Here is a 26,684-nt window from a genome sequence, read left to right as displayed (position 1 = left end):
TGAGGTGAGGATTTGTTTTCCTATATGAACCGGGGCCGGGCCTTCTATCACGACGTGGTCCTGCTGGCCCTGCCCATCCTGCTGCAAAACCTGTGCACCACCCTTCTGGGCCTGGTGGACACCTTTATGGTAGGCGCCCTGGGGGAGGCTCCCCTGGCGGCGGTACAGGTGGCCAACACCCCGGTGTTCGTCATCCAGCTGGTGATCTTCGGGCTGCAGAGCGGCTCGTCGGTGCTCATCAGCCAGTTCTGGGGCAAAAAAGACATCGACGCCATCAACCGGGTCATCGGCATCGGCTGCTATGTGGCGGGCGCCATCGCCGCTCTCTTTGCCGCCATTATGTGCTTCTTCCCCACCCAGCTCATGGGCATGCTCACCGACAACCCGGAGCTCATCCCCCTGGCCTCCGACTACGCCCGCATCGTAGGCCCCTCCTATCTGTTCAACAGCATCACCGGCGTGTATGTGGGCGCCCACCGCTCCATGGAGAATCCCAAGCTGGGCATGACCGTCTTTGCCATCTCCATGGGCACCAACACCTTCCTCAACTGGGTACTTATCTTCGGCAACCTGGGCGCGCCCGCCCTGGGGGTGGAGGGCGCCGCCATCGCCACCCTGCTCTCCCGTGTGCTGGAGTTCGTCATCACCATGACCTACGCCTGCACCAACCGCCGGTTCCGCCTGAAGCCCGCCTCCCTGCTCCGGCCTGGCGGTGTGCTGCTGGCCAAGTTCTTCCGCTACTCCGGCCCGGTGGTCCTCAATGAGACCCTGTGGGGTCTGGGCACCTCCATGCACAAGGTGGTCATGGGCCACATGGAAAACTCCACCGAGATTCTGGCCGCCCGGGCTCTGGCAGGCAACATTGAGGACCTGTGCACCGTGGCCATCTTCGCCGTGGGCGGCACCACCGCCATCATCATCGGGCGGGAGATCGGCGCAGGCCAGCGGGAGCACATCTATGAGGTGGCCGCCACCCTGGATACCCTGGCCACCGGCTGCGGTCTGGTCATCGGCACCCTGCTGGTCACCTGTGCCCACACCATCTTCCCCATGTGGGTCTACCCCACCTTCCACCTGTCCCAGACTGCCAGCGACATCACCACCATGATGCTCACCATGATCGGCGTCTGTCTCCCCCTGCGGGCCTTCAACTCGGTCAATACCGTGGGCGTGCTCCGGGGCGGCGGCGACGTGCGGGCCGCCTCCCTCATCGACGTGTGCCCCCTGTGGCTGGTGGCCCTTCCCCTGTCCGCCGTCTTCGGTCTGGTGCTGAAGTGGGGCATCTTCTGGGTGTACGTGGGCGTCATCATGGAGCAGATTACCAAATTCATCGTGGGCGTGCCCCGGTTCCGCTCCCGTGCCTGGATCAATGACGTGACCCAATATCAAAAGGAGGAGGTCTCCCCATGAAAATCACGGTCCTGATGGAAAACTCCGCCCAGGAGGGCCTGGTCCCTGAGCACGGACTCTCCTTTTATATGGAATACCGGGGCGGCCGCTACCTGCTGGATGCCGGAGAGTGCGGCGCGGTGGTCTACAACGCCGCTCGGCTGGGGGTGGACCTGTCCAAAGTGGACAAGGCCGCCCTGTCCCACGGGCACTACGACCACGCCGACGGCTTCAACGCCTTCTTTGCGGTCAACGATTCCGCACCGGTATACGCCCGGCCCCGCATCACCGATCCGGAGATCTGGGCGGAGAAGGAGTATATCGGCGTCAACATGGGCATGTTCTGCCGCCATGAGAAGCGCTTCGATCTGGCGGAGGGGCCCCGGGATCTGGCCGAGGGGCTTCACCTGATCCCCGACCGTGTGAAGCACGAGCAGTCCCTGGTGGCCGAGACCTCGGAGGGACTTATTGTCCTCAACTCCTGCTGCCATGCCGGGGTGGTAAAGATCCTCACCCAACTGAAGGAGCAGTTCCCCCAGACACCCATCCGGGCGGTGCTGGGCGGCTTCCACCTGATGGGCAAGGAGGGCGTGACCACCCTGGGCCCCGCGCCGGAGAAGGTGCGGGTCATGGCCGCCGCCCTGCGGGATGATTTAAAGGTACAGGATATCTACACCGGCCACTGTACCGGCACCCCCGCCTACGCCCTGCTGGAGGAGGAGCTGGGAGACAGGCTCCACCACCTCACCGCCGGAGCGGTATACGAGTTTGCCGATTAAAAAAAGGACGCGCTGCAAAGCGCGTCCTTTTTCTTACAATTCCAGTTCCATTCGGATATCGGAAAGTTGAAACCACTTGTCGGAATACGTGACGTATTCAAATCCCAGCTTCTCATAGATCCGCAGGGCGGCCTTCAGCTTGTGGTGGGAGGTAACAACCATGGTCTTCTGGCCCGCATCCCGGGCGGCCTGGATCGCCGCCTCCATCAGGGCGGTGCCGATCCCCCGCTCCCGGTAGGACTCTTTCACGCCGAACTTCAGGGCTTCACACACACCATCGCCCTGGATCTCCAGCATCACCATACCCGCGATCTCCTGACCGCAGCGGGCCAGCAGTACCCGGCCGCCGTCGGCCACAAATCGGTGGGGGGCTGCCAGCATCTCCAGATCCACCGGCTCCAGCAGGTCATACTCCAGTAGCCAGGGCAGGGAGATATCCTCCAGATCCTGCTTGTAGCGATCCTCGTAATCTATGATCTCCACGGGCACCGTACTGTCCACAGAGTCACCCCTCCTGTTTGTAAGTCTTTCTCCTTATTGGATAGAATACCATTGAACGGCCCCCGCGTCAACCGCTGCAATTTGCATTCTGCCCCCAACTCTGCTATCTTTTCCACGTTCACATTTAATTTACAACCCTGCCTATTGACTTTTTTCCCGGACGGTGCTACATTATCTTTAGCACTCAGAGAGTATGAGTGCTAAATCGAAAGCGAGGTGGCTGCAATGGATTTAACGGAACGAAAAAAGCGGATCCTGCGCGCCATCATTGAAAGCTACATCCAGTCGGCGGAGCCGGTGGGTTCCAAGGCCATCGCCTCCTCCATCGGTATGGAGATCTCCTCCGCCACCATCCGCAACGAGATGGCGGATCTGGAATCTCTGGGGCTGCTGGAAAAGCCCCACACCTCCGCCGGACGCATCCCCTCCCCCAAGGGGTACCGGTTCTACGTCAACGAGCTGATGGAGGAGCACAAGCTCTCCCTTCAGGAAACCGAGCGCATCAACCAGGCCCTGCGGATGAAGATGCAGGAGTTGGACCGGGTGCTGGATCAGGCTGGCCGGGTGGTATCCCAGCTGACCAACTATCCCGCCTTTGCCCTCTCCTCCGGCATGAGCCGGGTGACCATCCGCCGGTTCGATCTTTTGATGGTGGAGCACAACGCCTTCATTATCGTGGTCATGACCGACACCAACGTGGTGCGCAACCGGTTGATCCGGCTGCCCTCCGATCTGACGGAGGCTCAGCTGCAGATGCTCAACACCCTGCTCAACGCCACCTTCACCGGCCTGCCTCTGGACGAGATCACGCCGGAGCTGATGCGGGTGGCCCAGCACGCCGCCGGCGAGGCCTACGGGCTGATCAGCCTGGTGGTCTCCTTCGCCATGGAGGTTCTGGAGAGTCTGGAGCAGCGCACCGTCCACACCTCGGGCATCGCCCATCTGCTGGAGCTGCCTGAGTACCGGTCTTTGGAGCGGGCTCAGCCCCTGCTGAGCTACCTCTCCGAGGACGCCGACCCCGCCCGCTTCCCCGTCCCCAAGGACGCCGCCACCAAGATCCTCATCGGCCCGGAAAACGTGGCCGACGCGCTGAAGGATACCAGCGTGGTGGTGGCCAGCTATGACATCGGCGACGGCATGCGGGGCGTGATCGGAGTTGTGGGACCCACCCGTATGGATTATGCCAAAATCACCGCCCGCCTTTCCTATCTGGCCGAGGGACTGACCCGGCTGTTCGGGCAGGGCGAGCTGCCGGGCGGCAGCGACGATCATAAATAGGAGATGAGTGCATCCCATGAGTAAGAAAGAGAAACAGCCCGAAGAGGTCATCCCCGAGGAGCAGACCGCGCAGGCCGCCGCCCCTGAGGCTGCGGAGGACGCCCCCAATCCCCTGCTGGAGGAGCTGGAGGCCCTGAAGCAGAACCTCACCGACCAGGAGGACAAATTCCTCCGCCTGGCCGCCGAGTATGACAACTACCGCCGCCGCAGTCAGAAGGAAAAGGAGTCGGCCTGGGCCGATTCCAAGGCGGAGACTGCCGCCGCCTTCCTGCCGGTGTACGATAACCTGGAGCGGGCCCTCAAGCAGGACACCGCCGACGAGGCCTACAAGAAGGGCGTGGAGATGACCATGACCCAGCTGAAGGAGGTCCTCTCCAAGCTGGGCATCGAAGAGATCCCCGCCCTGGGCGAGACCTTCGACCCCAACCTTCACAACGCAGTGATGCACGTGGAGGATGAGAAGGCCGGGGAGAACACCATTGTTGAGGTATTCCAGGCCGGCTTCCGGACCGGAGAAAAGGTGATCCGCTTCTCCATGGTCAAAGTGGCCAACTAATACAGCGGGGTGCCCACAGCGCCCCACATCCCAATGTTAAAAAACAATTTACGATATATTGGAGGAATTGATTATGTCTAAGATTATTGGTATCGACCTCGGTACGACTAACTCCTGCGTCGCCGTTATGGAAGGCGGCGAGGCCGTCGTTATTGCCAACGCGGAAGGCAACCGCACCACCCCCTCTGTCGTGGCCTTCTCCAAGGACGGCGAGCGCATGGTGGGCCAGGTGGCCAAGCGCCAGGCTATCACCAACCCCGACCGCACCATCGCTTCCATCAAGCGTGAGATGGGCTCCAACTACAAGGTGAACGTGGACGGCAAGGCCTACACTCCTCAGGAGATCTCCGCTATGATCCTGCAGAAGCTGAAGGCGGACGCCGAGGCCTATCTGGGCCAGCCTGTCACCGAGGCTGTCATCACCGTTCCCGCTTACTTCACCGACGCCCAGCGTCAGGCCACCAAGGACGCCGGCCGCATCGCCGGTCTGGACGTGAAGCGTATCATCAACGAGCCCACCGCCGCCGCTCTGGCTTACGGTGTGGATAAGGAGACCGACCAGAAGATCATGGTCTACGACCTGGGCGGCGGCACCTTCGACGTGTCCGTGCTGGAGGTCGGCGACGGCGTCATCGAGGTTCTGGCCACCGCCGGTAACAACCGTCTGGGCGGCGATGACTTCGACAAGGCCGTCATGGACTGGATGGCCGCTGAGTTCAAGAAGGACTCCGGCATCGACCTGACCGGCGACAAGGTCGCCATGCAGCGCCTGAAGGAGGCCGCTGAGAAGGCCAAGATCGAGCTGTCCGGCGTGACTTCCACCAACATCAACCTGCCCTATATCACCGCTGACGCCACCGGCCCCAAGCATCTGGACCTGACCCTGACCCGCGCCAAGTTCGATCAGCTGACCGCTCACCTGGTGGAGGCCACTGCCGGCCCCGTCCGTCAGGCCATGAGCGACGCCGGCCTGAGCTCCGGCGAGCTGTCCAAGGTGCTGCTGGTGGGCGGCTCCAGCCGTATCCCCGCCGTGCAGGACATGGTCAAGAAGCTGACCGGTAAGGAAGGCTTCAAGGGCATCAACCCCGACGAGTGCGTGGCCATCGGCGCTGCTCTCCAGGGCGGCGTTCTGGTAGGCGACGTGAAGGGCCTGCTGCTGCTGGACGTGACTCCTCTGTCCCTGGGCATTGAGACCATGGGCGGCGTCATGACCAAGCTCATCGAGCGCAACACCACCATCCCCGCCAAGAAGAGCCAGGTGTTCACCACCGCCGCCGACAACCAGACCTCCGTTGAGGTCCACGTGCTGCAGGGCGAGCGTGAGATGGCTCAGTACAACAAGACCCTGGGCCGCTTCAACCTGGATGGCATTGCTCCCGCCCGCCGCGGCGTGCCTCAGATCGAGGTCACCTTCGACATCGACGCCAACGGCATCGTGAACGTGTCCGCCAAGGATCTGGGCACCGGCAAGGAGCAGCACATCACCATCACCTCCTCCACCAACATGTCCAAGGAGGACATCGACAAGGCCGTCAAGGAGGCCGAGCAGTTTGCCGCCGAGGACGCCAAGCGCAAGGAAGAGGTTGACGTGCGCAACCAGGCCGACCAGGTGATCTACCAGACCGAGAAGGCTCTGGAGGATGCCAAGGACAAGATCGACGCCGGCGACAAGGCCAACGTGGAGGCCGCCATCAACAAGCTGAAGGAAGCCATGAAGGGCACCGACATTGAGGCCATCAAGACCGCCACCGAGGAGGCCTCCAAGGCCTTCTACCCCATCGCTGAGAAGATGTATCAGCAGGCCAACCCCCAGGGCGGCCAGGCCGGCCCTGACATGGGCGGCGCGGGCTTCGGCGGCCAGACCGGCGGCGCCAACACCGACCCCAACGTGGTGGACGCCGATTACCAGGTCGTGGACGACGACAACAAGTAAGCGCGAAGGCGTGCGGAGCAGGCGGGCAAGACCCGAAGCGGAGCGAACGGACCGGAGGCCCCCAAGGGGCCTCGGACCGGCTTGCGCAGTCGGAGGGGCTTACACGCCGTCGCGTAGCCGCCGCAGCGTGAAAATACGAGAGCAAACACGCGGGCGGGGGCTTGTCCCCCGCCTGCGCTCCGTTGCGTTTTCTTCCAGACGGTGGATCGTGGAAGGCCGTTCCCCACGCTTCACTCTCCGCGCTCCACTTTGAAACAGAGGTGAACACCAATGCCTGAACAGAAACGAGATTATTATGAAGTCCTGGGCGTGGCCAAGACCGCCAGCGAGGACGAGCTGAAAAAGGCCTACCGCAAGCTGGCCAAGAAATATCACCCCGACCTGAACCCCGGCGATAAGGAAGCCGAGGCCAAGTTCAAAGAGGTCAATGAGGCCTATGAGGTCCTCTCCGACAAGGAGAAGCGGGCCAAGTACGACCAGTTCGGCCACGCCGGCGTGGATCCCAACTTCGGGGCCGGCGGTTTCGGCGGCGGCGGCTTTGGCGGCTTCGATATGGGCGACATCGACCTGGGCGATATCTTCGGTTCCTTCTTCGGCGGCGGCTTTGGCGGCGGCTCCAGCCGTCGGAACAATGGCCCCATGAAGGGCGAGACCCTGCGGGCTTCCGTTACCATCAGCTTTGAGGAGGCCGCCTTCGGCTGCGAGAAGGAGATCACCCTCAACCGCACCGAGACCTGCGACTCCTGTAAGGGGTCCGGCTGCGCCCCCGGCACCACGGCGGAGGTCTGCCCCGACTGCCACGGCAGCGGCACCATCCGCATCCAGCGGGGCGGCGGCGCCTTTACCTTCGCCACCACCACCACCTGCCCCAAGTGCGGCGGCAAGGGCAAGATCATTCACCAGCCCTGTAAGGACTGCGGCGGCACCGGCAACGTGCGCAAGCAGCGCAAGATCACCGTCAGCATCCCCGCCGGCATCGACAACGGTCAGGCCGTCTCCCTGCGCGGTCAGGGCGGCGCGGGCCGCAACGACGGTCCCGCCGGTGACCTGCTCATCAGCGTCACCGTCCGTCCCCATGAGTTCTTCAAGCGGGACGGTACATCGGTCTTCCTGGAGCACCCGGTCACCTTCCTGCAGGCCACCCTGGGCGCCGAGCTGGAGATCCCCACCATCGACGGCAAGGTGAAGTGGACCCTGCCTGCCGGTACTCAGCCCGGCACCACCTTCCGCCTGCGGGGCAAGGGCATCCCCTCCGTCAACGGACGGGGCAGAGGCGATCAATACGTTACCGTGAAGGTCCAGGTTCCTACCAGCCTGACCCACGAACAGAAGGAGGCGCTGCGTGCCTATGGCGAAGCCATGGGCGAAATTCCAGCCAGTCCGGCGGACAGCGTGAAATCTTTCTTTGACAAACGCAAGAAGAAGAAATAAAATAAGAGGACGAGTATGCTGTACTCGTCCTCTTACTTTTTACCCCGATCAGTGAGGTGCTCCTATGGGTCCCATTCGATACATCGTATACCTTTTCCCCATCCTGACCATAGCCGCCCTGCTGGGCTTCTTCCTGTGGTACTGGCAGACCATGCGGGCTCCTCTGGCCCAGCAAATCGCCCCCATGCCGGAGAAAAAGCCCTTTACCTTTGCCGGTCGGTGCCACCCCCTGGTGAAAAAGGACGCCATCCCCATGGTGCTTATCACCATCGCCTACGCCGTGACCGCCTTCTTCAACCTGGGCTCCACCACCGCCCCCCAGAACCCCTGGGATTTTGGCGACGAGAAGGAGGCCACCTTTGTTCTCTCGGAGGAATACCTGGTCTCCAAGCTGTGGTATTTTTCCGGCCTTGGCACCGGCAAGTACCAGGTGGAGATCTCCTCCGACGGCGTGAACTGGCTGTCCCTGTGGCAGCGGAAGGACAACGCCGACGACCCCGATGAGATCACCGGCTACTACTGGGCCGATGGCACCGGCTACGGCGCCAGCTATGCCATGACTCAGAATTACAACCAGCTGTTCAAATGGAATGAGATCACATTCGATAACCCCCAGTATATTCGCTATATTCGGATTACAGGACAGGCCAATAAAGGCCTGCTGGAGCTGAATGAGCTGGCCCTCTTTGACGAGAACGGGGCGCGTATCTGGATCAGCGACAGCACCAATCCTCTCTTTGACGAGGCGGACACCGTGCCCGAAACCATCTCCTTTGAGAACTCCGCCTACTTTGACGAGATCTATCATCCCCGCACTGCCTATGAGCACCTGCGGAACATCGAGCCCTACGAGATCTCCCACCCGCCTCTGGGCAAGCTGATCATGAGCATTGGCATTGCCCTCTTCGGCATGACCCCCTTCGGCTGGCGGTTTATGGGCACCCTCTTCGGGGTGGCTATGATCCCCCTGCTCTATCTGTTTTTGAAGAATGTCTTCGGCCGCACCTCCATCGCCACCTGCGGCACCATCCTGCTGGCAGTGGACTTCATGCATCTGACCCAGACCCGGCTGGCCACCATCGACACCTACGCCTTCTTCTTCATCCTGCTGATGTACTACTTCATGTACCGGTACCTCACCCTGCCGGATGGCGCCACCTTCAAGCAGTGCGCCCTGCCTCTCTTCCTGTCGGGGCTGTTCTGGGGCATCGGCGCCGCCTCCAAGTGGACGGTGATCTACGGCTGCACCGGTCTGGTGGCCCTCTACTTTATCGGTCTGGTGGTCAAGCTGCGCCGCTGGCCGGAGGAGAGCCGCCACGAGCGCTTGGGCTGGACGGTGAAGATCCTGGCCTTCTCGGTACTGGTCTTTGCCATCATCCCCGCCATCATCTATGTGCTGTCCTACCTGCCCTATGCATCGGCCTCCGGGGACCTGTCCCTGGGGAACCTGCTGAAGGAGATGTGGGAGAACCAGAAGTATATGCTCACCTACCACCAGGGCGTTACCGCTTCCCATCCCTACTCCTCCCGCTGGTATCAGTGGCTGGTCAACGCCCGGCCCATCCTGTACTATATGGACAACTCGGTGAGCGGGGTTACCACCCGCTTTGCCGCCTTCCTCAACCCGGTGGTGTGCTGGGGCGGTCTGGCCGCCATGCTCATGTGCGCCGCCCAGGCCTTCCGCGCGCTGTGGGCCAAGCTGACCTTCTTCCTGGTGTCCGGGCTGGGGGCCGCCGCCTCCGCCGCCTGGGTCACCGGCGTCTTTGACGGGGAGACCGATGCCCAGACCCGGCTGCTCAGTCTGCTGCTCATCGCGGCCTGCCTGATCCTCTACCTGATGCTGGGCTGGTTTGCCAGCCGGGCCTTCCAGCAGTCCTCCCCCATCGCCCTGTTCATTCTCATCGGCTATCTGGCCCAGCTGGTGCCCTGGTTCCTCATCGGGCGCATCACCTTCGCCTACCACTACTTCCCCTCGGTGCTTTTCCTCATCCTGGCCCTGTGCTATGTGTTCCACACCCTGTCCCAGAAGGAGGGCATGATTCGCTGGAAGCCCGCCATGTACGCCGTCACCGGCGGCGCGGCGGCACTGTATGCCCTGTTCTATCCGGTGCTGGTGGGCATCACCTACCCCACCTGGTACGGAACCTGCATCTTAAAATGGTTCCCCGCCTGGCCGTTTTAAAGGAGGCTGCTATGTATCTGACCGACTACCATACCCACACCAAGCTCTCCCCTGACGGCAGTGTGCCCCTGGCCGATATGGCGGACGCCGCTGTGGCGGCGGGCCTGAACGAGCTGTGCGTCACCGACCACTGTGACCTGCTGGAGCTTTACGGCGAGCCGGTGGACCACTACGACTGGCCCCCAGCCCTGGAGCAGTATGCCCAGACCGCCCCCCGCTACGCCGGGAAGCTGACCATCCGTCTGGGGCTGGAGTTCGGCATGGCCCACCTGAATCCCAAGCTAAGCCGCACCATTCTGGACCGGCCGGAGCTGGATTTTGTGCTGGGTTCTCTCCATAACCTGTGCCCGGAAAAGGGAGGCACCGATTTCTACTACGTGGACTATCCCGATCCGTCGGCCTGCTACGCCGCCTTGGACGACTATTTTCAGTCCATGACCCAGCTGGCGGTCACCGACTTCTATGACGTGCTCAGCCACATTATCTACCCCCTGCGCTATATGGACATGCCCATCTCCCTGGACCGCTACCACGACGTGCTGGACGGCATCTTCCGGGCGGCAGCAGAGCGGGGCCGGGGCATTGAGATCAACACCTGGCGGGGCCGCACCCTGAAGGAGTGGCTGCCGGTGCTCCGCCAGTTCAAAGCCTGCGGCGGCGAGATCGTCACCATCGGCTCCGACGCCCATACCACCGACGGCGTGGGCAAGGGCTGTGCCCAGGCCTGCCAGCTGCTGGCGGAGGCGGGCTTCCGCTACCTGGCCACCTACGAAAAACGCAAACCTGTATTTCATACACTGTAAGAGGAGGATGCATTATGATCGCACTGGGTTCTGACCACGGAGGACTGGCTCTCAAGCGCCATGTCATGGACTACCTGGACCAGCATCAGCTGGCCTACAAGGATTACGGCTGCTACACGTCCGACAGCTGTGATTACCCCGACTTCGGCCGGGCGGCGGCGGAGGCAGTGGCCTCCGGCGAATGTGACCGGGGTATCGTCATCTGCACCACCGGCATCGGCATTTCCATTGCCGCCAACAAGGTGAAGGGCATCCGCTGCGCCCTGTGCAGCGAACCCCTGTCCGCCGAGATGACCCGTCGGCACAACAACGCCAACATGCTGGCCATGGGCGGCGGTCTCATCGGCAACAACATGGCCGACAAGATCCTGGATGCCTTCCTCAACACCGAGTTTGAGGGCGGCCGTCACCAGCGCCGTGTGGACAAGCTGGAGCCCTGACTGTTTCCATGAAAAAAGGCGCGCCGTATGGCGCGCCTTTTTGCTGCTTATTTGATCTGCTTTCCCTCCAGGAACACCGCCTGAACCTTGCCGTTCCAGTCAAAGGGGTGGCCCTGGGTGACCACGATATCGGCGTCCTTGCCGGGGGTCAGGGTACCCACCCGGCGGTCGATCCCGGCGATCTCAGCCGGGTTGCGGGTGATGGCCGCCAGGGCCTCTTCCTCCTCCATACCGCCCCGCACTGCCATGGCGGCGCACAGGGGCAGGTACTGGATGGGAGTCTCCGGGTGATCGGTGCAGATGGCAACCTTCACCCCGGCCTTGGCCAGCAGGGCGGGATTCTCCAGGGTCTGGCCCACCAGCTCCGGCTTGGAGCGGTCGGTGAGGCAGGGACCGGTGATCACCGCCGCCCCTTCGGCGGCCAGCAGATCGGAGATCTGATAGCCCTCAGTGCCGTGGACGATAACGTATTTCAGCCCAAACTCCTTGCTGAGCCGCACCGCCGTGGCGATGTCGTCTGCCCGGTGGGCGTGGAAGTGGGCGGGAACTTCTCCCCGCAGCACCGGCGTCAGGGCCTCCAGCTTGGCGTCAAAGTCGGGCATATCCTCATCGGGGTCCTGGTCGGCTTTGTCCTGCTTGTCCTGGTACTCCAGGGCCTTGGACAGCTCCTCCCGGATGAGAGCCGCCGTGGCCATGCGGGTCACCGGGGTCTCCTTCCGGTCGTTGTACACCGACTTGGGGTTCTCACCCAGAGCAAACTTCATGGCCGCCGGGGCCTTCACCACCATCTGGTCCACCCAGCGTCCGTCGGTCTTCATGGCCAGAAACTGCCCGGCGATGGGATTGGCCGATCCGGGACCAGTGAGCACCGTGGTGACGCCCCCCTCCCGGGCCTCCCGGAAGCAGCGGTCCAGGGGATTCACCCCGTCGATGGCCCGCAGCTGGGGGGTGCAGGGATCGGTGGACTCGTTACCGTCGTCCGCCTCGAAGCCCAGGGAATCCCCGAACAGCCCCAGATGGCAGTGGGCGTCGATAAAGCCGGGCAGGATGTGCCCGCCCTGGACGTCCAGGGTCTGGTCCCCGGTTTCCGTCAGCTCCGCCATGGGACCCACCGCGGTGATCTTTCCATCCGCAAAAGTCACATAGCCCCGGTCGATCACCGGCCCCTCCATGGTATGGACCACTCCGTTTACAAGTATCATCTTCTCCCCGACCCCTTTCGACAAACGTTGTCTTTGACATTTTAAGTAAATTATGGTATTTTATATTCGCAGCTCATGCGAGGTACAAGTGCGATCCATCAAATGATTCATTCCATTCTTCACGCACACATTGGGCGTCTCCTGACGGAGACGCCCATTTTTTCGTTATGACTGGGGCACATACTGCTCCATCAGGGTGACCTCCCGCTCCAGGTAGGCGCCGCTGCGCCACAGGCGGAAGGAGATCACATCCCCGGCGGACAGGCTCTCTTTCAGCGCCAGCAGTTCCTCTATGGTGGTGATTTTCTGGCCGTTGGCCTCCACGATCACGTCCCCGGGGAACACGCCCTGAGTCTTGGCGTCGGAGCCCTCCTGCACGCTCTTGACGCACACGCCGGCAGGCATGCCGTAGGCCTCCATCATTTCCTCGGTCACCGTATAGCAGGTAATGCCGATGGTGGGCTCCCCGCTGACGTAACCCTGGCGGATCAGATCCTCCACCACGGTCTTGACGGTGGTAGTGGGAATGGCAAAGCCCAGGCCCTCCACCGTGTCGTCATAGGCGTACATCTTCATGTTGGTGATGCCCACCACCTGCCCGTAGGCGTTGATGAGGGCGCCGCCGGAGTTGCCCGAGTTAAGGGCGGCGGTGGTCTGGATGAGCACCATGTTGTACCCGTCCACGTCCACATCCCGGTTGATGGCCGAGATGATGCCGTCGGTCATGGTGCCCCGCAGCTCCTGGCCCAGGGGGTTGCCGATGGCCGCCACCGTGTCCCCCACCTGCAGCTGGTCGGAGTCACCGAAGACTGCGGGCTGCAGATCCTGGGCGTCCACCTTGAGCACCGCCAGGTCGGTGGGGGTATCCATCCCCACCAGCAGCGCCTCATAGCTGCGGTCGTCCTGGAGGATGACCTCCACCTGGCTGCACCCCTCGATCACATGGGCATTGGTGATGATATAGCCGTCGGCGGTCAGCACCACGCCGGTGCCGTAGGAATAGGAGCTCCCCGCGTCTCCCCAGATGGAGACGATGGACTGGATATTCTCCTCATAGATGGTCTGGAGGGTGTGAGGCTCGGTCTGAGGGCGGGCGTTCAGGGTCATGGTGACCTGGTCTCCCAGAGGGGCCCGTTCCACCGTGGTCTCGCCCCGTTCCTCTTCTTCCTCCCAAGCGCCGCCCTGGCCCTCCTGCTGACTGCCCGAGGGCCGGGACAGCGTGTCCCGGTGCTCCAGGGTGTCACCCACCCAGTGGAGCACCACCGCCGCGATGATCAGCAGCACCAGTGCGGCGCAGAACAGCAGCACCGCCCGGCCCGGCCTTCTGGGCCGGCGGCCCTTTTTCCGGCCGGTGCCGCCCATCTCCTCCGGGTAGACCCGGTTCTGGTCATAGTAATAGCCGTGCATGGGTCCCTCCCGTAGTGCGGCTCCCGGCAGGCAGAGAATGCTCCGCACTGCCGGGATGCCGGTTTCAGGCCAGCGTCAGGGTGAAGTCAAATTCGGTCACACCGTCCTGGCTGGTCACTGTGATGTTTTCCTTATGGTTGTTGAGAATGGTCTTGACGATATACAGGCCCAGACCCACGCCCTCCCGGTCCACGCTGCGGGATTTGTCGCTCTTGTGGAACCGGTCAAAGATCATCGCCAGCTCCTCCGGCGGGATGGTCTGGCCGGTGTTGCGCACCGTCACATGGGCCTTGCTGGCCTTGGTGGTGATGGCAATTCCCATGGTGCTCCCCGGCTCGGAGAACTTGATGGCATTGTCCAGCAGGTTGTAGCACACCTGAGTGATAGCGTCTGGGTCGCCCCAAACCATCACCGGATCGTCGGGCAGCTGGGTATCCACATCCAGCTGGCGGGCGTTGATCTTAGTCTCCAGGCTCACCAGCACCCGCAGCATGATCTCGGAGACATCAAACTGCTCCTGGGCGGTAACATTCTCCGCCGACTGGAGCCGGGACAGGTCCAGCATCCGCCGCACCAGGCGGGACAGCCGCCGGGTCTCGGAGGAGATGGTCTGGAGGGCGGCCCGCTCCCGCTCGGGCGGGATGGTGCCGTCCAGAATGCCGTCGGAGAAGCCGGCAATGGTGGTCATGGGGGTCTTCAGCTCATGGGAGATGTTGGCCACAAATTCCGAGCGCCGCTCCTCGCTCTTGGCGATGGAGTCGGCCATGGCATTAAAGGCCTCCGCCAGCTCTCCCACCTCGTCCCTTCGGTCCTCGTAGCCGGTAACCCGCACGTCATACTCTCCGTGTCCGAATTTCCGGGCAGTCTCGGCGATCTCCTTCAGAGGCTTGGTCTGCTTCAGGGAGGTCACCGAGCTGGTGAGGAAGGCAATGCACAGCACCACCACGGCGGTAAAGAAGAAGATGGTGGTAAAGGCGCGCCACAGCTCCGTCAGGCTGGAGGCCTCGACGGCCACATAGGCCACGCCCACCAGGTTCTGCCGGGTCTGGCCGGTGGTCACATCCACCGTCTTGATGGTAATGGGAGTGCCCGCCACATAGCGTTTTTCTGAGAAGAAGCCTCCCAGATCGCTCATGCCCGTGTAGCCGCCGGTCTGGGCCACGGTGTCGGACACCGACTTGGGCAGGTAGCGGCCTCCCAGATCCTTATAACCCTGGACCGTACTGCCGTCGGTGGATACTACCATCTCGCCGTCGGCCTCAGTGATGAGCACCACGGCATTGGAGATCCGGGCAATGGTGGCCACCATGGTGATATACACCTCGTCCTCCACCCCGTAGCCAATGGAGCGGACCGAGGCGGTGAAGTTGGCCACATAGTCGGCGTTGCGCTCCATGGAGTCCCGGGTCTGCCGGATGGTGTACTGATAGGACAGGGTAAAGAAGGCGGCTCCCAGCAGGGCAAAGGAGACCAGGATCATCCCTGCCGTCAGGACAAACTGTCGTTTATACAGACTGCTCATCCGCCGGTCACAACCTCAAACTTGTAGCCCACGCCCCACACGGTTTTCAGGGACCACTGGTCGCTGACCCCCTCCAGCTTCTCCCGCAGGCGCTTGATGTGTACGTCTACCGTGCGGGAATCGCCGAAGTAGTCAAAGCCCCACACCTCGTCCAGCAGCTGGTTGCGGGTGAACACCCGGTTGGGGGAGGCGGCCAGATGATAGAGCAGCTCCAGCTCCTTGGGGGGCGTATCCACCCGCTTGCCGTCCACCAGCAGCTCGTAGGAGTCCAGGTTGATGACCAGCTTGTCGAAGGACAGCTTCTTCTCCCCGGTGCCGTTCTCGTCCCCGCCGAAGCGGCGCATCACCGCGTGGATGCGGGCCAGCACCTCCTTCATTTCAAAGGGCTTGACGATGTAGTCGTCGGCGCCCCCCTCCAGTCCGGCCACCTTGTCCTGGGTCTCGCCCTTGGCGGTGAGCATGATGACAGGGGTCTTGTCGTTCTCCCGAATCTTCTTGAGCACCGACCAGCCGTCCATCACCGGCAGCATGATATCCAGCAACACCAGGTCGGGGCGGAAGGAGCGGAAGAGCTCCACACCCTTTCCGCCGTCGCCGGCCACCGCCGTCTCAAAGCCCTCCTTCTCCAGATAGAGATGGAGCAGCTCCGCAATATTGGAATCGTCTTCCACAATGAGGACCTTTTTAGCCATAGTACACCGTCCTTTTCAGACTAATCTGAATCATATTCTTCCGGTCCCTCCGGTTATGCAAGCAAATGGGAACCAAGGTTCCACTCCTTTTTATTATACGCCCAAAAGGCCCCGGTGAGGTGAACAATTTGTAAATCGACCGCCTATTTTGTTCCAACGTAGGACCGGTCCAGCTGGAGCACCACATAGCAGTCGGGCACCACTCCGCGCACCGCCTGGGTGATGCGCTCCTGGATCTCCTCGTCCTTAAGCCGGCAGCGGTGGGGCACCACCACGTCAAAGATCAGATTGGTGTGCAGGGGACCACGGGTCACCCGGAAATCGTGGATGCTCATATCCTCGTCGATCTCCTTCACCAGATCCCGCACCTGGTCCCGCAGTCGGGTCACCTCGCTGTCGCCGGTGGCAATGGGGTCCATGTGGGCGGTGGTCTCAATGCCGAACTTCTCCTGGATCTCCCGCTCGATGTGGTCGATGGCGTCGTGGGCGGCCATGATGTCCTCGTCCTCGGGTACCTCGGCGTGGAAGGAGCACATCCGCCGGCCGGGGCCATAGTCGTGGATCACCAGGTCGTGCATCCCCACCACCTGCTCATGGGAGAGCACCAGCTGCTGGATGGCATTCACCAGCTCGGGCTCGGGGGCGGTGCCCAGCAGGGGGTTAAGGGTGTCCTTAACGGCCTCCCAGCCCGCCCGCAGGATGAAGATAGCCACTACCACACCGATCCAGCCGTCGATGCTCACCTGGGCAAAGTGGCCAATCAGGGTACCCGCCAGCACGGCGGAGGTGGCCACCACATCAGACAGGGAATCGGTGGCGGTGGCCTGCATGGCCGCCGAATTGATGCGTTTGCCCAGCTTCCGGTTAAAGAGGCTCATCCACAGCTTCACCAGAATGGAGCAGATGAGGATGACCACCGTCACCAGGGAGAAGGTCACGTCCTCTGGGTGGATGATCTTCTCAATGGAGCTCTTGCCCAGCTCCACACCCACCATCAAAATGAGCAGGGAAACCAACAGGCCTGCCAGATATTCGATACGGCCGTGGCCGAAGGGGTGTCCGTCGTCCGCCTTCTGCCCCGCCAGCTTGAAGCCTACCAGGGTGACCACCGAGGAGCCGGCGTCAGACAGGTTGTTGAAGGCATCGGCCGTCACGGCGATGGAGCCGGTGAGCACACCGGCCAGAAACTTTCCCAGCGACAGCAGCAGATTGAGAAAAATACCCACGCCGCCGGACAGCACGCCGTAGCGCTCCCGTACCGCCGGATCCTGTACGTTCTCATGGTCCCGTACCAAATGCCGGACCAAAAAATCCGTCATATATGTCCCTCCAAATCCCAAAACAGATTCTAATTATTATCCCACGGAAGAACCCCAACGTCAAGCACGTCGCCGTGCCTTCCCTATGATCTTTCCTCTTATTATATAATAAAGGAGCGACGCAACGTGCGCCGCTCCTTGGTCTTGTTCTTTCTTATTCCAGATCCGCCGGGAGAAAGGCCTCGTAGGGCAGTACGGCGGACAGCTCCACCATCAAGTCGGAAAACCCGCCTGACCGGTCCCAGTCCGTCCCGGGCGTGCGCAGCACGCCGCCCTCCGGCAGCCGGATGGGCAGAGACACCACCGACCGGGATCCACGGTCCTCCCGCTGCTCGAATACGATGGCCCCGCCGTGGAGGGAGGCAATGCGCCGGGCCACCCGCAGTCCCAGCCCCAGACCCTCCGGCCGACGGAGCAGGTCCTCCTCTTCCGCGGGCTGGGTAGGCAGCAGGCCGGGGCCGTCATCCCACACGGTAAGCACCGCCCGGTCCTCCCGCACCGCCAGGCGCAGTCCGGTATGTCCGCCCTTGCCCGCCGCCCGGAAGGCGTTGGAGATGAGGCCCAGCAGCATCCGCCGCAGCTGAGGGGCATCCCCGGTGGTGATGAGACTGCCCTTCTCCTCCTCATAGGAGAATTCCAGCCCCGCCTGCCCCGCCAGAGAGGCCACCTGCTCCCCCAGGGTACGGCACAGGCCCGCCATATCCAGGCTGGCCGGCTCCACCTTCAGCTCCTCCTCCGGCAGCTGCAGGTATTCCAGATTGCCCAGCATGCGCATCATGCGGTACATGCTCTGGTGAAGGATGGCCAGATAGGGCTCATACTGTTCCCCTGCCTTCTCCTGTACCACCGGCGTCAGCAGCTGCACTGCCGCCGCCAGATTGTTCATCTGTTCCCGGAACTGCTCCACCAGCAGCAGCCCCAGATCCTCGGAAACGGGCTCCATCGGTCCTTCTCCCCTTCCTGCGCCCCAGAGGGACTATAATTAAAGTCAGTATAGCAAATATTTTGTCGAATCTCAAGGAATAATGTCGTACAACGTCGAAACTGCCACGTTTACCGATAACCCGCGCATAAATTTATACAGTTTCCCCAGTAAGTTTTGCATTTTTCCTCTTTTCATTCCAGGCAGATTAGTCTATAATGTAGTCGCGCCAAAGAAAGATGTATTAAGAGGCTATTTAGAACAAAGGAGAGATTCACTATGAGCATTAAAGTGGGTATTAACGGTTTTGGCCGTATCGGTCGTCTGGTGTTCCGCGCCGGCATCAACCGCTCTGACATCGAGTTCGTCGGCATCAACGATCCTTTCATGACCCCCGACTACATGGCTTATATGCTCCGTTACGATACCATGCACGGTCAGTTCGACGGCACCATCGAGTACACCGATGACGCCATCATTGTCAACGGCAAGACCGTGAAGTTCTTTGCCTGCATGGATCCCAAGGACATTCCCTGGGGCGAGGTGGGTGCTGAGTACGTCCTGGAGTCCACCGGCGTGTTCCTGACCCAGGAGAAGGCCCAGGCTCACATCGACGCCGGTGCCAAGAAGGTCGTCATGTCCGCTCCTTCCAAGGATTCCACCCCCATGTTCGTTATGGGCGTCAACCAGGACAAGTACACCTCCGACATGAACTTCGTGTCCAACGCTTCCTGCACCACCAACTGCCTGGCTCCCATCGCCAAGGTTCTGCACGACAACTGGGGCATCACCGACGGCCTGATGACCACCGTTCACTCCACCACCGCTACCCAGAAGACCGTTGACGGTCCCTCCAAGAAGGACTGGCGTGGTGGCCGCGCTGCTGCCGGCAACATCATCCCCTCCTCCACCGGCGCCGCCAAGGCCGTGGGCAAGGTTATCCCCGAGCTGAACGGCAAGCTGACCGGTATGTCCATGCGTGTTCCCACCCTGGATGTGTCCGTGGTCGACCTGACCGTCAACCTGGCTAAGCCCGCCAAGTACGAGGAGATCTGCGCCGCCATGAAGGCCGCTTCCGAGGGCGAGCTGAAGGGCATCCTGGGCTACACCGAGGACGCTGTTGTTTCCTCCGACTTCCTGGGCGACACCCGTACCTCCATCTTCGACGCCGGCGCCGGTATCGCTCTGACCGACACCTTCGTGAAGGTTGTGTCCTGGTACGACAACGAGATCGGCTACTCCAACAAGGTGCTGGACCTCATCGCTCATATGTATTCCGTGGACCACAAGTAAGATACTTGAATCCGAAAAAGGGACGCTGCATTTGCAGCGTCCCTTTTTTTGCTTTTATTTTTTATAGGCGCTTATACCAGCTCTTTCAGCATAGGCTCAAACTGGACACCCTCCACCGGCGGGGTACCCACCTTGAGGGTGTGGGCCACACACCGCTGGACAAAGTTCACCGCCTGCTCCACCGAGCCGGGCAGCTCGTCCCCCCGCATGAGGGCGCCCAGCAGCACGCTGGCAAAGAGGTCGCCGGTGCCGGGGAAGTGGGCGGGCTCCTGGTGGGCCATGGCAAAACCGGTGGTGCCGGTGATGCGGTCAAAATAGCCCGCGCCCACCTGCCCCTCCGCCAGGCTAACGCCGGTGAGCACCACCGAGCGCTTGCCGTCCAGGCTCAGCCGCTCCAGCCAGCTCCGGATGCCCGTCTCCTCTGTGGGACGGCCGGCATAGTCCTCCTCCAGCAGCAGGGCGGCCTCCGTCCAGTTGGGGGTGATGCAGTCGGCCTGGTCGGCCAGCTCCCGCATTTTGGCGCACAGGTCGGGGGTATAGGTGCGGTAGGGCTTGCCGTGGTCCCCCATCACCGGGTCTACCAGCACCCGGGTGTGCTCCCCCCGGAACTGCTGATAGAAGCGCTCAATGATGCGGATCTGATCCGCCGAGCCCAAAAATCCGCTGTAGATGGCGTCAAAGCTGACCTTCAGCTCGGCCCAGTGGGCGGTGGTCCGCTCCATCTGGTCGGTCAGGTCCAGAAAGGTAGCCTTGTCACTGGGCGGGAAAGCGGTGTGAGCGGACAGGCTGGCGGTGAGCAGGGGGCAGCACTGGCTCCCCATAGCGGACAGCACCGGCAGCACCACCGTCATAGAGCAGCGGCCAAAGCCTGAAATATCCTGTATGGCAGCAATCCGGGGCGCAACTTCCATTGTGTGTATCCTCCCGAAACATAAATTCACAGCCCTATTATACCGACCCTCCCCTTCCAAGTCAAATTGCTTCGATTTCCATCGGAAGAATTGACTTTTCCCCCTACCGATGCTAAACTGATACAAGTATTTCTGCGGGCATGATGGAATTGGTAGACATGCGAGATTTAGGTGATGTCACCTCAGTGTAGGTTTTTCTTGGTGCATAATTGCGTGATTATGATATAATAAACAGCTGATATAAGAATGCAGCTCATATGCGGGCATGATGGAATTGGTAGACATGCGAGATTTAGGTGGTGTCACCACAGTGAAGGATTTTTCGTCAATCAGGTAAAGGCAGGACTGACCTGTTTTTATAGACGCGGGTCAAGTGTAACGCTCCGCCTCGGGTATCCCATCGCCGAGTAAAAATAGAGGGAAACTGAATATGCGGGTATGACGGAATTGGCAGACGTGCAGGATTTAGGTTCCTGTGCCGCAAGGCGTGTGGGTTCGACCCCCACTACCCGTACCAAAACAGAACAGAATATTCTCCACTTAAAAGCTCAGTCTTTGACTGAGCTTTTAACCTATCATATACTATTCAAAAGTGTAAGTATCAGCATGCTTGTTTACAATTAAAGGAAGGGGTTAGAAAATGGAAAAAGACTTCAAATTTTTACTTGATCGCATGAAGCAAAACCGCCCAGTCTTACTACTCGGCGCAGGTTTTTCCGCTGGTGCCAAAAACGGGAGTGGCGAGCCTCTTCCCATTGGATGGAGATTATCTCAAAATTTATACAACCATTTTTTTGAGAACGGCGTAGTTGATGATCTTGACCCTGAAATTTCTAAAGAGATTGCAAACAAAAAAGATGATTTAAAAGAGATATGCACCTATTTACGATTGCTAAATAAGGGTTCTGAACGGGACGCTTTCTTGACGCAATCTTTTCAACATTGTCAACCATCTTGTGACGGTTTTCACGAAAAATTAATTAACTATGAGTGGGATTATATTTTCACTCTTAACATTGACGACTTAGTCGAATCCATATACAAAAGAGCCGGCATTCCCTTGTCAGTTTGGGATCGAGCGCATTTAAACGGCAACAGCACAAATGCTACTACTAATCTAATTAAATTACATGGCTCGGTTACTGTCCCTCAAAAAGGATATGTGTTTGACAGTGAAGAGTATCGGGACTTTTCCATTGACGGGGATTCACTTCTTAAAGAATTTGCCCACCAAGCACTACAACATGATTTAATATTAATTGGCACACAATTTCAAGAAGAAGATTTAAAAGCCGTCTTAGATATTTATGAGCGAAGCGGATATTCCCAAACCCCGTTTTATAGATTCTTTATTTTGCCAAACTTGTCCGGAAAGTTAAAGCTGCAGCTTCAGAGTTCCCCAAACAACATATGGATTAAAGGTGACACACAGACTTTTTTGGAACAATTGAACGAAAAAATAGCCGTTCCCAATAGAGAAAAAAGCTTTCTTCGCGAAGTGGGAGCAGTGTTCCTTGACGAGCTCAACAGAAACACTCCATCTTCTTATGATTTGTATAAAGGAAAGCAAACTGTATATGCCGACTTTTTTCATAATGCAGATATATCATCTACTCAACTTTCTCAATGGAAGGAAGAAATATCATCTTCAAAAGGCCATATATTAATGGCTTTTTTTGGCGAAAGTTATATTGGAAAATCTTGTTTTATTAAAAGATTATTAGTGGATCTTGCAGACGAGAAATATACTGCTATTCAGTTAAATCGCTTGGATGAAAATATTTTTGAAATTCTTATTCAATATTTATCGATGCTACCCAATAAGACAAAGGTGGCCATATATGCGGATAACGCATCCTACTACTATAGTCAATTTCTTGAACTAAAAAAAGAGTGTCCCTCTAATGTTGAAAGGCTGATTTTACTTTTAGAGGACACTATTGCAAATCATCAAGGGAAAGAATATCTTTTACTTGATGACCCCGATTCTTCATTGCATTTTGTTTCAGTAAAAATGGATGCAGGTTATGCCCAAAAAATATTCGACAAGCTTTCGCGCAACAATCGTCTCAATAAGTATTTGGACTTATTACCCAAAAAACAAAATCCGTTTTCACGGCAAGCTCGAGAGAAAATTATATCCCAGATAATGAAGGAAAATGATATTATCGACGCCCTTTATTATTCTACGGAAGGTGAGCCGTTTCAACGACACTATTCGCGTTGGTTAACCAAAAACGCATCAGATACAGACAAAAAAGTTTTATATAGTTTGTGCTATCTAAATCGCTTGGGAATTGCCGCTCTTCCTAATCCGCTCGTGGCGAAAATAGGGCAGCTGCAATCCAGAGGGTTTCAGTTGTCTTCGTTTGTAAAAAAATACTCTGATGTTGTCAGTGTCTCCCCTGGTTGGTTGCGACTGCACAGAGGCAGAATTCTTAGCACCCTAATTGGTGCGAATGATCCCGAATTGATTATTCAAACCTTACAGCAAGCGGCAATATACGCAGTTCCAGCTAATGAAGGGAGACATGACGAAAGAACATCAATTTTTGAACGAGCTATTAGTGTAAAACGAATTCGAAACTCTGGACTTTTATCAAAGAACGATATCCTCACATTGTTGGAAGGGCTTGAATCACCCTGCAAACATGTTAGCTATTTTTGGGTTCAATTTGGAATTGCTGCGCAAATCAATGGTGAATTTGAGGATGCCAGCAATCATTTGCGCTACGCAAAATCCATGCGTCCTCATTCTTACCAAGTTAACCACGCTCTGGCCAACAACGAAATGGTGTGGGGCATTCATCTATTAAGCCAAAATCTTGGTGATGGAGATTCTAAATTTTTGCACGGTGCCGAAGCTATGTATGAAATAGCAGTGGATGGAAAATTCTCTAAAAGCTATCGGTACTCCGTTCATTCATATGTAAGAATGTGGCTTGAGCATTCAAAAGCAACAAATCGTATATTAAACAAACGCACTGCTCAACAATGTGCTGCACTGTTAGAAAAACTATTCGATCACCCATTAGATAATAGACTGAGTAGTTTAATCAAGCAATTCATCACCTACTGTGAAAATCATGAGATGAGAGAGTTGGTTCCAAGCCTAAAGAAAGTTTACAAGATTCCTGAGCGCTTTCATGTTGAAAAAGAAACCTATGAAATTGAATGATTATGGTTTTTCAACAACTCTAATGTCATATCATCTATTTCCCCCTCTAATTGTTGGATTTTCCCTTGCAGAGTAAAAATGTGGGCATCGAGGACCGGTTTCCTCAACGCCCACATTTTTTGCTTCTGCTTCAGTTCCTTCTGCTCCTCGGCCATCCTGATCCGCACGGTCTGGGCAAACTCCTGCACCGCTGCATCCAGCACCTCCTCATGGACACGGTGAGAACTGCAATAGCTTTTCCCATTCCGATGGTAGCCCTTACAAACATACTCCACACGCCGCTTGCTGTTCCAATACCGGATCATCGGCACAAAGGGGCTGCCGCACTCTTTGCAGAGAATCAGTCCAGCGTAGCGATGTTTCGCCTTGTTTCCATTGGCCGGACGGGCCTGCGCTTTCAGTTTTTGCTGAACCTTCTCCCAAATGTCACGCTCAATTATGACAGGAAAGAAGTTTTCGTGCCGGTACCACTCCGCCTGCTCCAATCGCTTTGCCTTGCCGCCGTTGGTTTCAGACCGGTGATTGATCAGCACCCCGGTATAGGCCTCCTCCACCAGGATGTTTTTTACGCTGGCATACGTCCACACATAGCGCCCATCACTGGTTTTGCTTGCCGCACAGACTTCTTTGCCGCATTGCTCCGCCCGGAGTTGTGCCGGCGTCTTTCGTCCCAGCGCATTGAGCCTGCGGGCAATTTCTTTTTGACCAAGCCCCTGTAAGTAGAGAGAATAGACCATCCGCACAGTTTCCGACGCCTCCGGGTGGAGTTCAATCGTATTGGTGTTGCGATCTTTCCGATAGCCAAAAGGCGGTGTGATCACAATACCTTCCCGCTGTTTCTGACGATACCCGGCCCGAATCTTTTTACTGATGTCCCTGGCGTAGTAATCGTTCATCAGGCCACGGATGCCGATGATCAAATCATCCTCGTCGCGGAAGGTATCGATCCCTTCTGTCGCGGAAATCACCCGCACCTGATGTTCCCGCAGATAATCAATAAACAGTGCGGTCTGGGTCCTGTGGCGGCCAAGTCGTGACAAGTCCTTTACGATGACAGCATCGATTTTATCAGCGTCCACAGCCGCCGTGAGCTCGTCCAGCCCACGGCGGTTGAACTTCATGCCACTTACATTGTCATCGAATGATTGTCCCACGATGATGTACCCGTGCTGATCAGCAAACGCCTGGCAGATTTCTTGCTGATTCAGCAAAGAGTTCATCTCTTGGTCATCATCGTTTGATAGCCGCGCATAAAGCCATACCCGCATCTGTTAGTTATCACCTACCCCGCATAGTAATCGCCGTAGATCACCGCTCCCAACCTGTCATAGTCAAAATCTGCGGAGGGGAAGCAATCTGTCTGCGCCCCGTTTTCGAAGATATCCAGATGGTCACGGAAGGGTGCTTTCAGCCGGATCTCCAAATCCAGCCTGCCGTCCTCCTCATGAACGAGGATCTTCTCCACCAGCATCCTCAGATGTGCTTCTGACATTTTGCCCTCTCGCAGGATGTCGTCGATCAGGCTGATGTCCCGCTTCAGCTTGGCCTGTCGGCTGCGGAGCATTTCTGAAATATTCTGCAATTCTTCGATTTGCTTTTTGGCCTCCGCGATCTGCTCCTCGCGCTTGGCGATCATGCGGTCGTAGCGTTCCGCGTTGGCCTTATCCCGAATGCGTTCCATCAGGATCACCTCTACTTCTTCCTCCAGCAGGAGAATGTGTTCTTTCAGTTTAGTTATTTTAGAGCTGGCCACGGAAGCCTTTGGCGTCCATTTATCAATGAGCCATTCCATCCGCGACCAGTTTTCCTCATACATTTTCTTTGTTCGCAGGATCTCCGCGCCGATCAATCTGTCCAATGTTTCCTCGTCTACCATGTGAGAGGAGCAGTGTTCCCTGCCATACCGATGGTAGGTGTCGCAGACATAGGCGACCCGTTCCCCGCTTTTCAGCTTGATTCGTTTCCCGATAAAGGTTCGGCCACAATCCTTGCAGCGGAGTAATCCCCCGTACCGGAGGATGCCCCGGTTGGTACCCGCACGGACATTTTTCTCTTTGCGCTCTGCAAGGAGTGCTTGAGCCTGCTCCCATATCTCACAGGTCACGATCACTGGCAGATAATTCTCGTGGCGGAACTGCTCCTCCGGGTCTGTGAAGCGGAAGGTCTTATTGATTTTATTGCGCTCGCTCTTGTGGCAGATCAGCGTACCGATGTAACTCTCATCCTTAAGGATACGACCAACCATCGTCGCGTCCCACAGATATTTCTTGAGTATCCCATCCTGCGTATTAGGCAGCCGCTTGTTTAGCAGCTCCATCTGCATGAGCGCGGGCGTTTTTCTTCTCTGCTCGTTCAATGTACGGGCAATGGCTTTCATGCCGCTGCCGCCGACATAGGCGGAGAAAATCAGCCGGACCGTTTCGGCGGCTTCTTCTACGACAACGACCTTTTTTGTGTTCTTATCCTTGAAATAACCGAAGGGTGGGATGGTCACAATACCTTCCTTTTGCTTTTGCCGGTAACCGGTCCGCACACGGCGGCTGCCGTCGCGAGCATAGAAGTCGTTGACCAATCCTTTGAATCCGATGATGAGATCATCGTTCTCATTGAAGGTGTCGATATTTTCCGTTGCGGACAGGACCCGCACATCATGTTCTCGGAGGTAGTCAATAAAGAGTGCTGTCTGCGTTCGGTGACGGCCCAGGCGGGACAGGTCTTTAACGATAATCGCTTCGATCTTGCCCGCTTCGACCACCTCATAGATTTTGTCGATGCCCTCACGGTTGAAGTGCATACCGCTGACATTGTCATCGAAGGATTCGCCAACTACTTCGTGACCGTTGCTGACAGCAAAGTTGTATATGATTTTTCTCTGGTTATTCAGAGAGTTGAGTTCTTCGTCCTCATCTCTGGACAGCCGGTAATAGAGCCAGACTTTCATAATCG

At 58.1% G+C, this 26,684-nt stretch carries 21 protein-coding genes and 1 tRNA gene; 12 read left to right on the top strand and 10 right to left on the bottom strand.

The window, feature by feature from the left end:
- Nucleotides 1-12: 12 nt before the first annotated feature.
- Together J9789_RS01815 and J9789_RS01810 are read left to right on the top strand one after the other, a co-directional pair.
- Complete coding sequence (locus tag J9789_RS01815) at nucleotides 13-1,410, top strand: MATE family efflux transporter (RefSeq protein WP_245184988.1); 1,398 nt, start codon at nucleotides 13-15, stop codon at nucleotides 1,408-1,410.
- Nucleotides 1,407-2,168: an MBL fold metallo-hydrolase gene (locus tag J9789_RS01810; RefSeq protein ID WP_209341672.1), complete on the top strand. Its 762-nt coding sequence runs from the start codon at nucleotides 1,407-1,409 to the stop codon at nucleotides 2,166-2,168. The genes J9789_RS01815 and J9789_RS01810 overlap by 4 nt, the downstream gene beginning before the upstream one ends.
- Nucleotides 2,169-2,201: 33 nt before the next feature.
- Here the strand turns inward: J9789_RS01810 and J9789_RS01805 are convergent, their stop codons facing one another.
- Entirely contained in the window at nucleotides 2,202-2,669 is a 468-nt protein-coding gene (locus J9789_RS01805) for a GNAT family N-acetyltransferase (protein ID WP_209341671.1), read from the bottom strand.
- A gap of 225 nt (nucleotides 2,670-2,894) precedes the next feature.
- Here J9789_RS01805 and hrcA point away from each other — a divergent pair, with 225 nt between their 5' ends.
- The 7 genes from hrcA to rpiB all read left to right on the top strand — a co-directional run bounded on the left by hrcA (nucleotide 2,895) and on the right by rpiB (nucleotide 11,292).
- Nucleotides 2,895-3,947: a heat-inducible transcriptional repressor HrcA gene (gene hrcA, locus J9789_RS01800; RefSeq protein WP_209341669.1), complete on the top strand. Its 1,053-nt coding sequence runs from the start codon at nucleotides 2,895-2,897 to the stop codon at nucleotides 3,945-3,947.
- Nucleotides 3,948-3,963: 16 nt separating this feature from the next.
- Nucleotides 3,964-4,503: a nucleotide exchange factor GrpE gene (gene grpE, locus J9789_RS01795; RefSeq protein WP_209341667.1), complete on the top strand. Its 540-nt coding sequence runs from the start codon at nucleotides 3,964-3,966 to the stop codon at nucleotides 4,501-4,503.
- A 73-nt stretch (nucleotides 4,504-4,576) separates the two neighbouring features.
- Complete coding sequence (gene dnaK / locus J9789_RS01790; protein ID WP_209341665.1) at nucleotides 4,577-6,436, top strand: molecular chaperone DnaK; 1,860 nt, start codon at nucleotides 4,577-4,579, stop codon at nucleotides 6,434-6,436.
- Nucleotides 6,437-6,706: 270 nt separating this feature from the next.
- Nucleotides 6,707-7,867, top strand: a complete 1,161-nt coding sequence (dnaJ, locus tag J9789_RS01785; protein ID WP_209341663.1) for a molecular chaperone DnaJ — start codon at nucleotides 6,707-6,709, stop codon at nucleotides 7,865-7,867.
- Between the two features lie 64 nt (nucleotides 7,868-7,931).
- Nucleotides 7,932-10,049, top strand: coding sequence for a glycosyltransferase family 39 protein (locus J9789_RS01780; RefSeq protein WP_209341661.1), 2,118 nt, complete (start codon nucleotides 7,932-7,934; stop codon nucleotides 10,047-10,049).
- Between the two features lie 11 nt (nucleotides 10,050-10,060).
- Nucleotides 10,061-10,852, top strand: a complete 792-nt coding sequence (locus tag J9789_RS01775; RefSeq protein WP_209341659.1) for a histidinol-phosphatase HisJ family protein — start codon at nucleotides 10,061-10,063, stop codon at nucleotides 10,850-10,852.
- A 14-nt stretch (nucleotides 10,853-10,866) separates the two neighbouring features.
- On the top strand, nucleotides 10,867-11,292 hold the full coding sequence (gene rpiB, locus J9789_RS01770) for a ribose 5-phosphate isomerase B (RefSeq protein WP_087188855.1): 426 nt from the start codon (nucleotides 10,867-10,869) through the stop codon (nucleotides 11,290-11,292).
- Between the two features lie 47 nt (nucleotides 11,293-11,339).
- Here rpiB and J9789_RS01765 read toward each other — a convergent pair whose 3' ends face one another.
- From J9789_RS01765 to J9789_RS01740, 6 genes are all read right to left on the bottom strand, one after another.
- On the bottom strand, nucleotides 11,340-12,494 hold the full coding sequence (locus J9789_RS01765) for an amidohydrolase (RefSeq protein WP_209341657.1): 1,155 nt from the start codon (nucleotides 12,492-12,494) through the stop codon (nucleotides 11,340-11,342).
- Between the two features lie 165 nt (nucleotides 12,495-12,659).
- On the bottom strand, nucleotides 12,660-13,901 hold the full coding sequence (locus J9789_RS01760) for a trypsin-like peptidase domain-containing protein (RefSeq protein ID WP_209341655.1): 1,242 nt from the start codon (nucleotides 13,899-13,901) through the stop codon (nucleotides 12,660-12,662).
- 64 nt (nucleotides 13,902-13,965) lie between these two features.
- Entirely contained in the window at nucleotides 13,966-15,423 is a 1,458-nt protein-coding gene (locus tag J9789_RS01755; RefSeq protein WP_209341639.1) for a HAMP domain-containing sensor histidine kinase, read from the bottom strand.
- Nucleotides 15,420-16,115, bottom strand: coding sequence for a response regulator transcription factor (locus J9789_RS01750; protein ID WP_209341637.1), 696 nt, complete (start codon nucleotides 16,113-16,115; stop codon nucleotides 15,420-15,422). The genes J9789_RS01755 and J9789_RS01750 overlap by 4 nt, the downstream gene beginning before the upstream one ends.
- A gap of 143 nt (nucleotides 16,116-16,258) precedes the next feature.
- Nucleotides 16,259-17,434: a cation diffusion facilitator family transporter gene (locus tag J9789_RS01745; RefSeq protein WP_209341635.1), complete on the bottom strand. Its 1,176-nt coding sequence runs from the start codon at nucleotides 17,432-17,434 to the stop codon at nucleotides 16,259-16,261.
- Between the two features lie 154 nt (nucleotides 17,435-17,588).
- On the bottom strand, nucleotides 17,589-18,377 hold the full coding sequence (locus tag J9789_RS01740; protein WP_209341634.1) for an ATP-binding protein: 789 nt from the start codon (nucleotides 18,375-18,377) through the stop codon (nucleotides 17,589-17,591).
- A 258-nt stretch (nucleotides 18,378-18,635) separates the two neighbouring features.
- On the opposite strand from J9789_RS01740, the gene gap reads away from it, so the two are divergent.
- Entirely contained in the window at nucleotides 18,636-19,649 is a 1,014-nt protein-coding gene (gene gap / locus J9789_RS01735; RefSeq protein WP_209341632.1) for a type I glyceraldehyde-3-phosphate dehydrogenase, read from the top strand.
- 71 nt (nucleotides 19,650-19,720) lie between these two features.
- Here the strand turns inward: gap and J9789_RS01730 are convergent, their stop codons facing one another.
- A complete protein-coding gene (locus J9789_RS01730) occupies nucleotides 19,721-20,560 on the bottom strand; it encodes a pyridoxamine kinase (RefSeq protein WP_209341631.1) in 840 nt (279 codons plus the stop codon).
- Between the two features lie 432 nt (nucleotides 20,561-20,992).
- Between J9789_RS01730 and J9789_RS01725 the strand changes: the two genes are divergently transcribed.
- A tRNA-Leu gene (locus J9789_RS01725) sits at nucleotides 20,993-21,077 on the top strand.
- Between the two features lie 123 nt (nucleotides 21,078-21,200).
- Nucleotides 21,201-23,738 (top strand): SIR2 family protein, encoded by a 2,538-nt coding sequence (locus tag J9789_RS01720; RefSeq protein WP_209341630.1) that lies wholly within the window; start codon nucleotides 21,201-21,203, stop codon nucleotides 23,736-23,738.
- On the opposite strand, the gene J9789_RS01715 is transcribed toward J9789_RS01720, so the two are convergent.
- Together J9789_RS01715 and J9789_RS01710 are read right to left on the bottom strand one after the other, a co-directional pair.
- Nucleotides 23,723-25,006 carry a recombinase family protein gene (locus tag J9789_RS01715; RefSeq protein WP_209341629.1) on the bottom strand — a complete coding sequence of 428 codons (1,284 nt, stop codon included), beginning with the start codon at nucleotides 25,004-25,006 and terminating at the stop codon, nucleotides 23,723-23,725. The two genes, J9789_RS01720 and J9789_RS01715, sit on opposite strands and share 16 nt — an antisense overlap.
- A 14-nt stretch (nucleotides 25,007-25,020) precedes the next feature.
- Nucleotides 25,021-26,679, bottom strand: coding sequence for a recombinase family protein (locus J9789_RS01710; protein ID WP_209341627.1), 1,659 nt, complete (start codon nucleotides 26,677-26,679; stop codon nucleotides 25,021-25,023).
- Between the last annotated feature and the right edge of the window lie 5 nt (nucleotides 26,680-26,684).

This window comes from Flavonifractor sp. AGMB03687 (assembly GCF_017811815.1).
Classification (GTDB): domain Bacteria; phylum Bacillota; class Clostridia; order Oscillospirales; family Oscillospiraceae; genus Flavonifractor.
Note: the sequence above shows the minus strand (reverse complement) of the source record. Positions and strands in the feature narration are given on the sequence as shown.

What these genes read in the sequence shown, in the direction of transcription:
- J9789_RS01765 (WP_209341657.1), bottom strand. Translation starts at nt 12,494, where the DNA reads ATGATACTTGTAAACGGAGTGGTCCATACCATGGAGGGGCCGGTGATC.
- J9789_RS01810 (WP_209341672.1), top strand. Translation starts at nt 1,407, where the DNA reads ATGAAAATCACGGTCCTGATGGAAAACTCCGCCCAGGAGGGCCTGGTC.
- J9789_RS01750 (WP_209341637.1), bottom strand. Translation starts at nt 16,115, where the DNA reads ATGGCTAAAAAGGTCCTCATTGTGGAAGACGATTCCAATATTGCGGAG.
- J9789_RS01760 (WP_209341655.1), bottom strand. Translation starts at nt 13,901, where the DNA reads ATGCACGGCTATTACTATGACCAGAACCGGGTCTACCCGGAGGAGATG.
- J9789_RS01730 (WP_209341631.1), bottom strand. Translation starts at nt 20,560, where the DNA reads ATGGAAGTTGCGCCCCGGATTGCTGCCATACAGGATATTTCAGGCTTT.
- grpE (WP_209341667.1), top strand. Translation starts at nt 3,964, where the DNA reads ATGAGTAAGAAAGAGAAACAGCCCGAAGAGGTCATCCCCGAGGAGCAG.
- J9789_RS01775 (WP_209341659.1), top strand. Translation starts at nt 10,061, where the DNA reads ATGTATCTGACCGACTACCATACCCACACCAAGCTCTCCCCTGACGGC.
- hrcA (WP_209341669.1), top strand. Translation starts at nt 2,895, where the DNA reads ATGGATTTAACGGAACGAAAAAAGCGGATCCTGCGCGCCATCATTGAA.
- J9789_RS01745 (WP_209341635.1), bottom strand. Translation starts at nt 17,434, where the DNA reads ATGACGGATTTTTTGGTCCGGCATTTGGTACGGGACCATGAGAACGTA.
- gap (WP_209341632.1), top strand. Translation starts at nt 18,636, where the DNA reads ATGAGCATTAAAGTGGGTATTAACGGTTTTGGCCGTATCGGTCGTCTG.
- J9789_RS01780 (WP_209341661.1), top strand. Translation starts at nt 7,932, where the DNA reads ATGGGTCCCATTCGATACATCGTATACCTTTTCCCCATCCTGACCATA.
- dnaJ (WP_209341663.1), top strand. Translation starts at nt 6,707, where the DNA reads ATGCCTGAACAGAAACGAGATTATTATGAAGTCCTGGGCGTGGCCAAG.
- J9789_RS01710 (WP_209341627.1), bottom strand. Translation starts at nt 26,679, where the DNA reads ATGAAAGTCTGGCTCTATTACCGGCTGTCCAGAGATGAGGACGAAGAA.
- dnaK (WP_209341665.1), top strand. Translation starts at nt 4,577, where the DNA reads ATGTCTAAGATTATTGGTATCGACCTCGGTACGACTAACTCCTGCGTC.
- J9789_RS01755 (WP_209341639.1), bottom strand. Translation starts at nt 15,423, where the DNA reads ATGAGCAGTCTGTATAAACGACAGTTTGTCCTGACGGCAGGGATGATC.
- J9789_RS01740 (WP_209341634.1), bottom strand. Translation starts at nt 18,377, where the DNA reads ATGGAGCCCGTTTCCGAGGATCTGGGGCTGCTGCTGGTGGAGCAGTTC.
- J9789_RS01720 (WP_209341630.1), top strand. Translation starts at nt 21,201, where the DNA reads ATGGAAAAAGACTTCAAATTTTTACTTGATCGCATGAAGCAAAACCGC.
- J9789_RS01715 (WP_209341629.1), bottom strand. Translation starts at nt 25,006, where the DNA reads ATGCGGGTATGGCTTTATGCGCGGCTATCAAACGATGATGACCAAGAG.
- rpiB (WP_087188855.1), top strand. Translation starts at nt 10,867, where the DNA reads ATGATCGCACTGGGTTCTGACCACGGAGGACTGGCTCTCAAGCGCCAT.